Origin of the sequence: Nocardioides stalactiti, assembly GCF_014180715.1 — a bacterium.
GTDB classification, from domain to species: domain Bacteria; phylum Actinomycetota; class Actinomycetes; order Propionibacteriales; family Nocardioidaceae; genus Nocardioides; species Nocardioides stalactiti.
This window is the reverse complement of sequence record NZ_JACEFC010000023.1, coordinates 1-13,482: the sequence shown is the minus strand read 5'-3', so window position 1 is coordinate 13,482 and position 13,482 is coordinate 1. Positions and strand designations below refer to the sequence as shown.

General features: G+C 71.2%; 11 protein-coding genes. 10 read left to right on the top strand and 1 reads right to left on the bottom strand.

The genetic code is table 11. From position 1 onward, the window contains the following. The first annotated feature begins 128 nt into the window (after nucleotides 1-128). The 7 genes from H0487_RS06850 to H0487_RS06820 all read left to right on the top strand — a co-directional run bounded on the left by H0487_RS06850 (nucleotide 129) and on the right by H0487_RS06820 (nucleotide 10,237). Nucleotides 129-1,952 (top strand): phosphoenolpyruvate carboxykinase (GTP), encoded by a 1,824-nt coding sequence (locus tag H0487_RS06850; RefSeq protein WP_183093485.1) that lies wholly within the window; start codon nucleotides 129-131, stop codon nucleotides 1,950-1,952. 37 nt (nucleotides 1,953-1,989) lie between these two features. Next, the gene (locus H0487_RS06845) at nucleotides 1,990-3,153 is read left to right on the top strand and encodes a zinc-binding dehydrogenase (protein WP_183093484.1); all 1,164 of its coding nucleotides are present in this window, start codon (nucleotides 1,990-1,992) and stop codon (nucleotides 3,151-3,153) included. A gap of 126 nt (nucleotides 3,154-3,279) precedes the next feature. After that, nucleotides 3,280-6,321: an MMPL/RND family transporter gene (locus H0487_RS06840; RefSeq protein WP_183093483.1), complete on the top strand. Its 3,042-nt coding sequence runs from the start codon at nucleotides 3,280-3,282 to the stop codon at nucleotides 6,319-6,321. Then, nucleotides 6,318-6,908 carry a TetR/AcrR family transcriptional regulator gene (locus H0487_RS06835; protein ID WP_183093482.1) on the top strand — a complete coding sequence of 197 codons (591 nt, stop codon included), beginning with the start codon at nucleotides 6,318-6,320 and terminating at the stop codon, nucleotides 6,906-6,908. The genes H0487_RS06840 and H0487_RS06835 overlap by 4 nt, the downstream gene beginning before the upstream one ends. A gap of 72 nt (nucleotides 6,909-6,980) precedes the next feature. Then, the gene (locus tag H0487_RS06830) at nucleotides 6,981-8,459 is read left to right on the top strand and encodes an FAD-dependent oxidoreductase (protein WP_183093481.1); all 1,479 of its coding nucleotides are present in this window, start codon (nucleotides 6,981-6,983) and stop codon (nucleotides 8,457-8,459) included. 16 nt (nucleotides 8,460-8,475) lie between these two features. Continuing rightward, nucleotides 8,476-9,606 (top strand): hypothetical protein, encoded by a 1,131-nt coding sequence (locus H0487_RS06825; protein ID WP_183093480.1) that lies wholly within the window; start codon nucleotides 8,476-8,478, stop codon nucleotides 9,604-9,606. Nucleotides 9,607-9,610: 4 nt separating this feature from the next. Beyond that, nucleotides 9,611-10,237: a TetR/AcrR family transcriptional regulator gene (locus H0487_RS06820; protein WP_183093479.1), complete on the top strand. Its 627-nt coding sequence runs from the start codon at nucleotides 9,611-9,613 to the stop codon at nucleotides 10,235-10,237. On the opposite strand, the gene H0487_RS06815 is transcribed toward H0487_RS06820, so the two are convergent. After that, entirely contained in the window at nucleotides 10,221-11,813 is a 1,593-nt protein-coding gene (locus tag H0487_RS06815; RefSeq protein WP_183093478.1) for an adenylate/guanylate cyclase domain-containing protein, read from the bottom strand. The genes H0487_RS06820 and H0487_RS06815 overlap by 17 nt on opposite strands. Before the next feature lie 50 nt (nucleotides 11,814-11,863). Here H0487_RS06815 and H0487_RS06810 point away from each other — a divergent pair, with 50 nt between their 5' ends. The 3 genes from H0487_RS06810 to H0487_RS06800 all read left to right on the top strand — a co-directional run. Continuing rightward, nucleotides 11,864-12,358 (top strand): nuclear transport factor 2 family protein, encoded by a 495-nt coding sequence (locus H0487_RS06810; protein WP_220793154.1) that lies wholly within the window; start codon nucleotides 11,864-11,866, stop codon nucleotides 12,356-12,358. A gap of 23 nt (nucleotides 12,359-12,381) precedes the next feature. Beyond that, nucleotides 12,382-12,882 carry a PGPGW domain-containing protein gene (locus H0487_RS06805; protein ID WP_246383052.1) on the top strand — a complete coding sequence of 167 codons (501 nt, stop codon included), beginning with the start codon at nucleotides 12,382-12,384 and terminating at the stop codon, nucleotides 12,880-12,882. 56 nt (nucleotides 12,883-12,938) lie between these two features. Further along, the coding region (locus tag H0487_RS06800) for an exodeoxyribonuclease V subunit gamma (protein ID WP_183093475.1) at nucleotides 12,939-13,482 on the top strand (544 nt) is incomplete at its 3' end.

Genomic DNA, 13,482 nt, shown 5'->3' with positions numbered 1-13,482 from the left:
GAATGTCATGGTGGCTCCTGTCGCGGACGACGGTGTCCACGGTTCAGGCGAAAAGCCACACGGGGAATCGGGGCGCTAGGCGTGAGGTAGCGTGCCCCCACCCAAACGGACGCGAAAGGCTCAGACTGATGGTCGATGTGGAGCGGGTGCTCGACGAGGCGGGACTCACCAACACGCATGTTCGTGAGTACGTCGCACACTGGGCCGGGATCACCGGCGCAGACAAGGTCGAGGTCGTATCCGCCTCCGACGACGCGCGCCTGATCGAGCTCGCGCTCGCCTCGGGCGAGCTGCTCCCGGCCGGCGAGGGCAGCTACTACTCGCGGTCCTACTTCAAGGACACCGCGCGCGCCGAGGAGCGCACCATCGTCGCGACCTCCAACGAGGCCGACAAGGGCACCTACAACAACTGGCGGCCCGCTGCCGAGATGAAGCCGAAGCTCGTCGAGCTGATGACCGGCGCCTCGCAGGGCAAGACCATGTACGTGATCCCCTACCTGATGGCACCGGCTGGCGGTCCGCTCGACAAGTTCGCCGCAGGCGTCGAGCTCACCGACAACGTCAACGTCGTGCTCCAGATGATCCGCATGGCTCGGGTCGGCGTCGACTACATCAACCACCTGGGCGACGACTTCGTGAAGGCCGTCCACGTGACCGGCGACCTCCCGAACCTCGGCCAGGGCACCCCCGACGACAAGCGCTACTTCGTGACCGTCGCAGACGAGCGCACGATCCTGCACTTCGGCTCGTCGTACGGCGGCAACGCGCTGCTCGGCAAGATCGCCCACGGTCTGCGCCAGGGCTCCTACGACGGCTGGAAGAACGGCTTCCTGGTCGAGCAGTTCATGCTGCTCGGCATCACCGACAAGGAGACCGGCAAGAAGTGGAACATCTGCGGTGGCTTCCCGAGTGCCTCGGGCAAGACCAACCTCGCGATGACCCTTGCGCCCGACGCCCTCGGTGACCGCTACTACGTCGAGTTCTACGGCGACGACATCGCCTGGATCTGGACCGACGAGAACGGCGTGCTTCGCGGCTTCAACCCGGAGAACGGCGTCTTCGGTGTCGCCAAGGACACCAACGAGAAGACCAACCCGACCGCGATCGAGTCGATCAAGCCGGGCCTGGGCGTCATCTACACCAACGTGGCCTACAACGAGAAGACGCAGGCGGTCTGGTGGGAGGGTCGCGGCGACAAGCCGACCGACCTCGACGGCTGGCTGGACTGGAAGGGTGAGCGGATCGCCGACCGCGCCCCGGAGGACGCCGGCGCCGACTGGGCCCACCCCAACTCGCGCTTCACGACCACGCTGGCCAACGTGCCCAACGTCGCCGCCGACTACGACGACCACGAGGGCGTCGAGATTCACGGCATCATCTTCGGTGGCCGCACGCGTGACCGCGAGCCGCTGATCCGTGCGATCAACGACGTCGCCGAGGGCGTCTACGACGGCCTCACGCTGGGCGCCGAGGCGACCGCCGCGGCCGACGGCCTCGAGGGCGTGCTCCGCTACGACCCGATGTCGATGCGTCCGTTCATGTCCTACCCGGAGGCGGACTACGGCCAGCACTGGCTCAACGTCATCGGCAAGGCCACGAACAACCCGATCTTCGCCCACGTCAACTGGTTCCAGCGCGGCGACGACGGCCGCTTCCTGTGGCCGGGCTACCGCGAGAACCTCCGCCCGCTGCTGTGGCTGATGCAGTACCGGGCCGGCGAGGTCGAGGGCAACCCGACCCCGGTCGGCGTCCTCCCGAAGCGTGAGGAGCTCAACCTCGAGGGCCTCGACGAGCAGACGCTCGCCGACCTCGACACGATCCTCACGATCGACACCGAGCGCTGGCAGCAGGAGATGGGCTACCGCGAGAAGCACCTCGCGCAGTTCGACGGCCTGCCGGAGGAGATCTGGGAGGCGCACCGCCGGGTCGCCGAGGCGCTCGACAACGCCTGATCCGCCTCGCCCGGCTTCTTGGGGTTAGCCTCACGCCATGCGCGCGGTCATCTGCCACCAAGCCGAGCTGAGCGTCGAGGATGTCCCCGACCTGACCCCGAGCAGGGGGCAGGTGCTGCTCGAGGTCGAGCGGTGCGGGATCTGCGGCTCCGACCTGCACGCGCGGACGAGCTGCGACGAGACGGCGGACGACGTCGCGACCCTCGGCTACGACGGCTTCATGCGCTCGGACCAACGGGTCGTCATGGGGCACGAGTTCGTCGGGACGGTCGCCGACTACGGCCCGCGGACCAAGAAGTCGTGGCCGGTCGGGACCCGGGTCGTCTCGCTGCCGGTCCTGCGCGCGGGCGACGCCGTCCACCTGACCGGCCTCAGCGAGCAGGCCTCAGGTGCGTATGCCGAGCAGGTGCTCGTCACCGCGTCGATGACGATGCCGGTGCCCAACGGGCTCGACGCGGACCGGGCGGCGCTCACCGAGCCGATGGCAGTCGCCCTGCACGCCGTACGACGCGGCCGGGCGGGCGCCAAGGATGTCGCGGTCGTGATCGGCTGCGGGCCGATCGGGCTCGCGGTGATCCTCATGCTCAAGGCCACGGGCGTGAAGCACGTCATCGCGAGCGACTTCTCGCCCGGGCGCCGCGCGCTGGCCGAGCGGTGCGGTGCGGACGTGGTCGTCGACCCGGCCGTCGCCTCCCCGTGGAGCTCGTTCGAGGACTCCCGTCGCTACCTGACCAATCCGATCGCGCTGGCCGAGCTCGGCCTCGACGCCATGGACAAGCTGCGTGCTGTCCCGCTGCTCCCGTGGGCCCACGTGATGCGGGCGGCGGAGAAGGCCGGCGCGACCCCGCGCGGGCCGGTGGTCTTCGAGTGCGTCGGCGTGCCGGGGATGATCGAGCACATCGTCTCGTCGGCGCCGCTGCTCTCGCGGGTCGTGGTGGTCGGCGTGTGCATGGAGACCGACTCCTTCCGGCCGTCGATGGCGATCAACAAGGAGATCGACCTGCGGTTCGCGTTCGCCTACGACCCCAGCGAGTTCCACCAGACGCTGCAGTGGATCGCCTCGGGCAAGGTCGACGTCACCCCGCTGGTGACCGGGACGGTCGGGCTCGACGGGGTAGCGGCTGCCTTCGCAGCCCTCGCCGACCCGGAGCAGCACGCCAAGATCCTGGTCGACCCGCGCAGCAGCGTCGCCACCGCCTGATCCCGGCCCGGGTGGGCCGCATCACAGTTGCTTGCCACTGGCAAGCGCCCGTCACTACGTTCCCGTAGAACACGTTCCTTGCCACTGGCAAGGTGCGACGACGGAACGACGGTGCGAGGAGCCACTGTGGCCGACAAGGGGAGCGTCGCGGGATTCGCAGCCCGACGGGCCGTCTGGGTGGTGGTCGCCTGGCTGGCACTGGTCGCCGCTCTCAACGTCTTCGTGCCGCAGATCGAGGAGGTCGCGGCCAAGGACTCGACGGCCGTGGTGCCGGAGGAGGCCCCGTCGATCGTCGCCGTCGAGGAGATGGGTGAGGCGTTCGGCAACGGCGGCGCCAACAGCTTCGTGGTCCTCGCCATGGAGCGCGACGGGGGCCTGACCTCCGCGGACGAGAGGTACGCGGCCCGGATCGCCCGCGTGCTGGCGCAGGACGAGGAGAACGTCACCTTCGCCCAGGACATCCGCAAGGACCCCGAGCTGCTCGACGCCCTCACCAGCGAGGACGGGGAAGCCCGATACCTCCTGGTCGGTATCACCGGCGTGACCGGTGCGCCGTCGTCCATCCGGCAGGTCGACGCGGTCCGGGAGGTCGCGGCCGACCTCGCTCCCGACGGCCTCGAGATCGCGGTGACCGGCCCGACGGCGACCATCGTCGACCTGTCCACCGAGACCGAGCGCAGCGTGCTTCGGATCACGGTCGTCACGGTCGTGCTCATCGGGATCATCCTGTGGCTCATCTACCGCTCGTTCGCGGTGATGGCGTTGGTGCTGTCCATCGTCGGCATCGGCCTGGGCCTGGCCCGGTCGCTGACTGCGCTGTGCGGCGAGCTCGGTCTCTTCACGGTCTCGACCTTCAGTGGCTCCTTCCTCACGGCGGTCGTCCTGGGCGCCGGCACCGACTACGCGATCTTCCTCGTGAGTCGCTACCAGGAGCTGCGCCGGGCTGGCGTCGCCCCCGAGGAGGCGGCGGCGACCGCCGGGGCGCGGATCACGAGCGTCATCGTCGGCTCGGCGCTCACGGTCGTCCTCGCGTGCGGCTGCATGCTCCTCGCCGACCTCGGCTTCTTCTCGACGACCGGTCCTGCGATCGCCGTCAGCGTCGCCATCAACCTCCTCGTCGCGATCACCCTCACCCCAGCGCTGCTGGCGCTCGCCGGACGTCGTGGTTGGTGCGACCCGCGGCCGTCCAGGGCCGACCACTTCTGGCCGCGGCTCGCGGGCCTCGTCGTGGCACACCCGGGCCGGATGCTCGCCGCCTCCCTCGTCCCGCTGCTCGCTCTCGCCGCTCTCGCCCCCCTGCTCGTCGTCAGCTACGACACTCGCGACTCCCAGGACGCCGGCACCGAGAGCAATCGTGGCTACGCCCTGCTCGACCGACACTTCCCGGTCAACGAGATCCTCCCCGACTACGTCCTCATCCAGGCCGACCGCGACCTGCGCAACCCGCGTGACCTCGCCCTGCTCGAGCGCGCCGCCTCGGCTGTGGCCCAGGAGGATGGTGTGGTCCTGGTCCGCAGCATCACCCGGCCGCTCGGAGAGCCGATCACCGACGCATCCGTGGCGCGTCAGGCCGGCATCGTCGGTACCAGGCTCGACCGGGCCTCCGAGCGGCTCGGCCAGGGTGAGGGCGGCGCGCAGCAGCTCGCCGACGGCGCCGGCCGGCTCGGTGACGGTGCTGCCCAGCTCAGTGACGGCACGGGGCGGCTCGCCGAGGGTGCCGACCGTGCGGTCGGTGGAGCGGACCGGCTCGTCGAGGGCACGGTCCGGCTCGAGGACGGCGTCCGCCGGCTGCTCGACGGAGCGGACGAGGCGGTCGACGGTACGGGGGACCTGGCGGCCGGCATGCGGCAGCTCGCTCGCGGACTCGCGACCGGCGCGGACCAGGTCCAGCTCGCCGTCGACGGCCTCGGCCTGGCCTACGGCGCGCTGCGGAACCAGAGCGTGACGTGCAACGTGGATCCCGCATGCCGTCAGGCTCGTGAGGGGATCCGCCAGATCTGGGTCGCTGAACGCGATCAGCTGTTGCCCGGCCTCCGGCAGGCCGCTGCCGCAGCCGACCGGCTCGCCGATGGCACGGTCGGGCTGCAGGACGGCCTCCGCCAGCTGCGCGACGGCCTCAGCAGGGCCCGCCAGGGCGCCGACCGGCTCGCCGAGGGTCAGCAGGTCTTCGCGGACAGGCTCGGCGGCCTGGCCGACGGCGCGGACCAGCTCGCCGACGGCGCGGACCAGCTCGCCGACGGCGCCGACCAGCTCGCCGGCGGGACCGAGGAGGTCGCGGCGTCGCTGCCCGAGCTCCGTCGCGGCCTGGCGCGTGCGGCGGCGTACCTCAAGCGCACCGAGGTCGTCGCGGACGACCCGGCGATCGGCGGCTTCTACCTACCGCCCGCTGCGCTCGAGAACCAGCGCTTCGCGGCCGCGATCCGGCTGTTCCTCTCCCCGGACGGCCGGACCGCGCGGTTCGCCGTGCTCGGTGGGACCGACGCCTTCGGGCGCGAGGCCTCCGCTCGGACCGTCGAGATCCAGAAGACGGTCGAGCAGGCCTTCCGGGACACGCGCCTGGAGGACGCCGAGGTGAGCATGACCGGCATGGCTGCGACCAACGCAGATCTGGCGGACTACTCGAAGTCCGACATGGAGGTCGTGGCGACGGCTGCGCTGATCGCGGTGTTCCTCGTGCTGCTGGTGCTGCTGCGCAGCCTGGTCGCGGCCGCGATGCTCATGGCGACCGTCGTGCTGTCCTACGCCTCTGCGATCGGGCTCTCCGTCCTCGTGTGGCAGGTGATCCTCGGCAGCGAGCTCGACTGGACCGTCATGGCGGTCTCGTTCACGATCCTGGTCGCGGTCGGGGCCGACTACAACCTGCTGTTGACCAAACGGATGCACGAGGAGGCGCCCGACGGGTCGAAGGCGGGCATCGCGCGGGCGACGGCCGCCACCGGGTCGGTGATCACGGCGGCCGGCGTCATCTTCGCGGCGAGTATGTTCGCGCTCATGGCCGGCAGCGTGAGCACCATGGCGCACGTGGGCTTCACGATCGGCGCGGGTCTCCTGCTCGACACGTTCGTGGTCCGCTCGCTCCTCGTCCCGGCGGCAGCCACGCTCCTCGGTCGTCGCCTCTGGTGGCCGAGCGGGCAGAAGGAACCGGCAGGAGCCGAGGCGACCTCGTGAGCCGCGCGTCCACGCTCGACCTCCGTGCCCGCCTGCTGCGCGCGGCCGAGGCGGAGATCGCGGCGACCGGGCCGGCACGCGCCAGCCTGCGGGCCATCGCGCGGCGGTGCGGCGTGTCCCACCAGGCGACGGCCCACCACTTCGCCGACCGCGCGGGCCTCTTCACCGCGCTCGCCGTCGAGGCCAGCGACCTCCTGCTCGCCGAGACGAGGGAGGCGATCGCCTCCGCGCCTGTCGAGGGAGGTCAGCAGGTGGCGGCCGCGGGAGCGGCGTACGTCGCGTTCGCCCAGCGGCACGCCGCGCTCTTCGACCTGATGTACCGTCCCGACCTGCTGCGGCACGACGACGAGCGGTTGCTCGTCGCGCGGAGGACGCATCGCGACCTGATGGTCGACACCATCGCCGCCGCTCAGAAGCGGGGCTGGGGCGTCGAGGTGCCGACTGCGGAGCTCGCCACCCTCGGTTGGGCGACTGTCCACGGCCTGGCGGTGCTCCAGCGCGACTCGGTGCTCTCCGCCGTCTATCCGGACGTCGACCTCGACTCGGTGCTGCGCCAGGTCGCGCACGCCCTGGACTCACTGACCTGAGCGGAACGCTTGACGGCGAGTCGACGGCAACCATACGTTCATGCAGTTCGTGTATGAATGAAGGGTTGAGACATGGGTGCATCCCGAGCAGTGGTCCTCGGCGGTAGCGTCGCGGGACTCTGCGCCGCCGGCGTGCTGGCGCCGTACTTCGACGAGGTCGTCGTCCTCGAGCGTGACCTGCTGCCGCCGGACGCCGAGCACCGCCGCGGCGTCCCGCAGAGCAAGCACCCGCACTTCCTGCTCAACTCCGGGCGGCGGTGCATCGGCGAGATCTTCCCCGGCTTCGAGGACGACATGCTCGCTGCCGGCGGCATGATGCTGATGCCGTCGATGGATGCTGCCTACTGCGAGAAGGACGGCTGGGCGCCGCGCAAGGCGAGCACCATGACGATGGTCTACAGCTCGAGGATCCTCATCGAGCGGGTCCTGCGTGACCGGGTGCGACGACTGGACGCCGTCACCACCCGCGAGGGCGTCAGCGTCACCGGCGTCACCACCGCTGCCGGCCGGGTGACCGGGGTCGAGCTGCGCGAGGGGTCCGGGGCGGTCGAGGTGATCGAGGCCGACCTCGTCGTCGACGCGCTCGGTCGCGGCTCGTCGGTCCCCGACTGGTTGCACGCGGCCGGCTGGGCCCTGCCGCCCGAGCGGACCCTCGACGCCAAGGTCACCTACACCTCGCGCTGGTACCAGCTCCCGCCCGCGGACGAGCGGCCCGACTCCTGGTGGTGGAAGCACCTGGTGATCACGCCGACCCAGGACAAGGCGGCCCACCCGGAGGAGCACGACTACCTCAGCAACTTCTTCCCCATCGAAGGCGATCGCGCGATCGTCTGCATGGGGTCGTGGGGCCTGGAGATGGCCCGCAAGCCGGAGGCGTTCGAGGCAGCCGTCGACCGGGTCCGGGCCTCCACGTTCGGCGAGGCCACGGCCGCGTGCACCCCGCTCTCGGAGGTCCACCTCACCCGCTCGACCGGCAACAAGTGGCGTCGCTACGACCTCGTCGACCCGGTCGAGGGCCTGGTGGCGATCGGCGACTCGATCTGTGCCTTCAACCCGTTCTACGCCCAGGGCATGAGCTCGGCCGCGCGTTCCGCCCTGATCCTCGCCGAGCTCCTCGCGACCGGCGCCGCCCGCGACGACGCGTTCTTCCGGGAGTTCCTCGCGCGCCAGAAGGAGTCGCTCGACGTCCCGTGGATGCTGGCGATGGCGCGGGACCAGGCCTACGACTTCGCCACCGGCACCGAGGTCGTCGCGCCCTGGCGCCGCCGGCTGGCGGCCCGCTTCTCGTGGCCGGTCTTCAACGCGATCACCGCCGCCTCGCGGGAGGACACCTACGTCGAGGAGACGTTCACCGCGGTGTTCAACCTCGACCGGTCGTTGAAGGAGATGATGCGCGACCGCCGCTTCCTGTGGGGGGTCGCGCGGCACCAGGTGCGCGCGCTGCTGCGTCGTACGACGATCCCGGCCGGCTTCGACCTGGGCCAGGACCCACCGGGGACCGACTACACCGACGCCGTGCCCGGCGTGAACCGTCAGCTCGTCGACGCCTGAGCCGGAAGGACCACCCATGAGCTACACCTGCGAGACCGAGGCCCGCGAGGTCGCCGAGCTCCTCGGCTTCACCTGCGACGACGCGAACCCGGTCGTGACGTTCCGCAACCCGTTCGGGCTGGAGAACTGGACGCTGCCGGTCCTCGAGCTGCTCATCGTGGCCGGGGCGGTGTTCGCGTTCGTCCACGCGTGGCGCCGGTGGCGACGGGACGGCGACCCGGTCAACATCACCCTCTGGTTCGCGTCGCTGGTCTACCTGGCCGTGGTCGAGCCGCCGCTCTACTTCCCGTCGTGGTTCGGGCTGGAGGAGCACGTCGGCTTCATCTTCAGCCACAACGTCTTCACCGTGCAGTTCATGTTCGACCGGCTGCCGCTCTACATCGTCGCGTTCTACACGGTCATCTCCCAGCTGACCTACGAGGTCGTCCGGGCGCTCGGGATCTTCGAGCGGCGCGGCGCCTTCGTCGGTGCGGTCGCGGTGGCGTTCGCGAGCCAGGTGTTCTACGAGACCTTCGACCAGCTCGGTCCGCAGCTGCTGTGGTGGGCGTGGAACCCCGACAACGCCGTGAACCAGCCCATGCTCGCGTCGGTCCCGATGAACAGCATGTGGGTCTTCGCGTCGGTGTCGTTCGGCGTGCTCGCCTGGCTCGTCGTCCGCCTGGTCGGGGAGAAGCCCGGCCGCGCTGCTCTCACCGGACGCCAGGTTGCCGTCCGCACCCTCGTCGCCGGTGTGCTGACACCGATCCTGATGGTGGTCGGAGCTGCGCCGACCAGGGTCGGTCCGACCGAGGGCGACGACTTCACGGTGCAGCGGACGCTGGTGTGGATCCTGCTCGGCGTCCTCTGGGCCGTGGGGCTCCTCCTCCTGGCGGAGGCCGCACGGGCCACCTGGCACGGGACGCCCGGCGGCGTTCCGTCGCCGCAGTTCGTCCGGGCGTACCCGGCGCTCTACCTCGGTGTCCACGTCGCGCTGTGGGCGGCCGCGCTGCCGGCGATCCTCGACGCGACCGACGGCGTCACCGAGGACGGCACCCCGGTCGGTTCGCTCTGGTACGCCGCCGCCTGCATCGTCGTGTCGGCGGCCTTCGTGGTCGCCGCGACCCGCGCGACCGCCGTGCAGCGGGTGTCCGAGGTCGTGGCAACCTAGCGCCATGGCGAACCACGGCTGGGGAGGGCGACCGCCCGCGACCGACGACGAGGCCCGCCAGCGGATCATCGACGCCGCGGCGGCCTGCCTCGATCGGCACGGTGCCGCCAAGACGACGCTCTCCGACGTCGCCACCGAGCTCGGCGTGACCCGGCAGACGGTCTATCGCCACTTCGCCACGGTCGGCGACATCGTCGGTGCGGTCGCGGCGCAGGGCGCCGCAGCGTTCGTGGACCGCCTGGTCGCCCACCTCGAGGGCGCGCGCTCACCGGCCGAGGCGGTCGTGGAGGGGATGCTCTTCTGCGTCCGCGAGATCCCCCGCGAGCCGCACCTCGGGCTGCTCCTCGAGGTCGGCGACACCGGCGCGTTCGGCCGTGGCGCCACCTCCGACGACGCGCTCTCCTACGGCGCGCTGATGCTGCGCCGCTACCCGGTCGACTGGGCGAGCGCCGGGGTGAGCGAGGCCGACCTCGACGGGCTCGCCGAGATGATCATGCGGCTGCTCATCTCGTTCCTCCAGAACCCGGCCGACCCGCTCCGCGACGAGGGTGAGGTGCGGCGATTGCTCGAGCGGTGGCTGGTGCCGGCGCTCACCCCTGCGATCACGAACGGAATCACGCCGTCGGCGTGACGGGGACGGCTAGCTCGGTCTTCTCGGAGCGGCCCCGCAGCACCACCGATCCGTGCTTCTGCCAGTGGATCGCCTCCTCGGCGTGGCCGAGCTCGGCGGCCGCGACGACGCTGCTCCACATCGCGAGGACCCGGCCGTCGACGTCCTTGGCGAGGTCGGTGAGCCGGGAGGCGGAGTTCACCGCGTCGCCGATGACGGTGTACTCGTAGCGCGACTCGTGGCCGACGTTGCCGGCGACGACGGAGCCGGTGGCGACCCCGATCCCGGCGCCGACCTCCGGGACCTCCTCGGCCAGCCGGGTCGCCATCGCCCGCGCCGCGCTGAGGGCGGAGGCTGCGTGGTCGGGGTCGTGGCTGGGTGCGCCGAAGATCGCGAGCACGGCGTCGCCGATGAACTTGTTGACCAGGCCGCCCCGGGCGGAGACCTCGTCGACGACCACGCCGAAGAACCGGTTGAGCACGCCGACGACCTCGGCAGCGCTGTGGTTCGTCGCGTACGTCGTGGAGGAGACGAGGTCGACGAAGAGCACCGACGCCCCCCGCGTCCCGCCGCCGAGCTCGACCTCGCCGGTCGCGGCTGCGGCGGCGGCCGCGGCGACGTCGTGCCCGACGTGGCGGCCGAAGAGGTCCCGCAGCTTCTCGCGCTCCCGCAGGCCCGCGGCCATCTGGTTGAAGCCGCTCTGGAGGGCGCCGAGCTCGGTGCCGTCGTAGACGACGACGTCGGTGTCGAGGTCGCCCGCCTCGACCGCTCGCAGCGCCTGCCGCACCGAGGTGATCGGCGCGACCACCGAACGGGCGTTGAGGTCGGTGAGGATGAAGCCGAAGACCAGGGTCGAGCCGATGGTCACCATCGTGACGACCGCCATCTGCTCCAGCGAGGTCTCCTTGGGCTGTGCCAGGGCGAGGATCGCCGCGACCAGGAGGCCGCCGAGCGGGACCGCGGTGCCGATCGCCCAGAACAGCACCATCCGAGGACCGACGCCGACGAACCGTGCCTTGGTGTTGACGTCGGTGTCGGCCAAGGCGCGGGCCGACACCGGCCGGAGCGTGAACTCGGTGAGGAGGTAGGAGACGCCGGCGACCATGAGCGCCCCGATCCCGACGGTCAGCGCGGTCGACACCGCGCGCTCGGGCTGCAGGAGGATGGAGATGACCGTGAACACTCCGCTGCCGAGGAGCCACAGGGTCAGCTGCATCAGGGTCAGCTGGAGCGGCACGTTGAGGGCTTGGCGACGTTCCTTCTCCGTCGGCACGACGTGGTTGCCCAACGTCGCCCAGCGCAGTGCGCGGAGGCTGGTGCGGGTCCCCCACACCACGCCGATGGCCGCCGCCGTCGCGACGTAGGTCGGCACCCCGATCGCGAGCGCGATGACCATCGACCGCTCGGGGTTGGGGGCGGGCACCGCGAAGTTGTTGACGATGAAGACCACGCCGGCGCCGAACAGGTTGGTGCTCACCAGCACCAGGGTGAGCAGCACCTGGATCCGGATCCGCAGCCGTCGCGGGTCCTGCTCCCTCGGTCCGAGGATGCGGGCGCCGAAGGGGCTCCGCTTGTGGGCGGACAGCGAGCGCGGCATGTCCTTGAGGGTAGAGGAGTCGAGGGGTCGTCAAGTGGTTGGATGCGACCGTGAACCAGTTCAGCGCTGCCGAGATCACCGAGGCCTACGCCGCGTTCCACGAGAAGGTCGCCGGCATCGTCGCGACCGGCGACTGGACGGGCTATGCCGACCTCTTCACCGAGGACGCCGAGTACGTCGAGCACGCGATGGGGACGTTCCGCGGCCGCGACGAGATCCGGGCCTGGTCGGTGCGCACCATGACGTCGTACCCGGGCCGGGTGATGACCGGCTTCCCGTTGAGCTGGCAGGTCGTCGACGCCGACGCCGCCCGGCTGGTCTGCGAGGTTCGCAACCCGATGCCGGACCCGGGCGACGGGACCATGCTCGAGGAGCCCAACATCACGATCATGACGTACGCCGGCGACGGCCTCTTCTCCCGCGAGGAGGACGTCTACAACCCGCTGCGGTTCCACACGATGGCGATGGACTGGGCGCGCATCGCGGTGGCCCACGGCAACACCGACGAGGACGTGGTCGGGTACCTGCGCAAGTTCGGCGGTTGACCCACTGAGGCAGGATGAACGGCATGACCGGTGCGGCCAAGCGGCTCGTCCTCGAAGTGCTCGGCTGGCTCCTGCTCCTGGCCGGGGTCGCCGCCCTGGTGCTGCCTGGGCCCGGGCTGCTCCTCATGTTCGCCGGCCTCGCCGTGCTCTCGCAGCAGTACGCGTGGGCCGAGCGCGCGGTCGAGCCCGTCCGGCTGCGGGCGCTGCGCGGGGCGGCCGAGAGCGTCGAGACCCGGCTCCGGGTCGCGATCTCGACCCTGTTCTCGATCGCCCTCATGGTCTGCGGCGTGCTCTGGATCGTGAAGCCGGAGGAGCCGTCCTGGTGGCCGCTCGACGACGACTGGTGGCTGCCCGGTGGGATCTGGACCGGCGTCACCCAGATCGTGTCGGGGCTGATGGCCGTCGCGCTCATCATCTACTCCTACCGGCGCTTCCACGGGAAGCCGGAGGCGGTCGCCGCGCTCGAGGGCGAGATCGAGGAGGCCGTCGAGGAGGTCAAGGAGCACTGGCAGCACCGTCGGTGAGCGCCAGGCCGGTCGTCCCGCCAAGCGTCGGGCCTCCCGGCTAACCTCGGTCCGCCATGGCCCTCCACCTCCACCGCGCGACGCGGACCGACCAGCTCGCCGACCAGCTCGGTGTGCTGCTCGCGACCCCGCTGCCGGACCCGTTCGCGACCGAGGTGGTCGTCGTACCGGCCAAGGGCGTGGAGCGGTGGCTCTCGCAGCGGCTCTCGCACCGGCTCGGCACCGGGGCACGTGGCGGCGACGGGGTCTGCGCGGGTCTGGAGTTCCTCAGTCCGACGTCCCTCTTCGCCCGGGTGTCCGACCGTCCGGGCGACGACCCGTGGGCCGCCGCCGCCCTGACCTGGCCGCTCCTGCGCACGATCGACGAGGTGGTCGGCGAACCGTGGGCCGCGACGCTGGCCCGCCACCTGGGGCACGACGTGGCCGGCGACGACGGCGAGCTCCGTCGCGGTCGCCGCTTCGCCACGGCCCGGCGGCTCGCGGCGCTGTTCGCGTCCTACGCCGACCAGCGACCGACCCTGGTCGCCGACTGGGCCGCCGGTCGCGACCTCGACGGTGCCGGCGAGCCCGTGCCCGCGGACCTCGCCTGGCAGCCGCAGC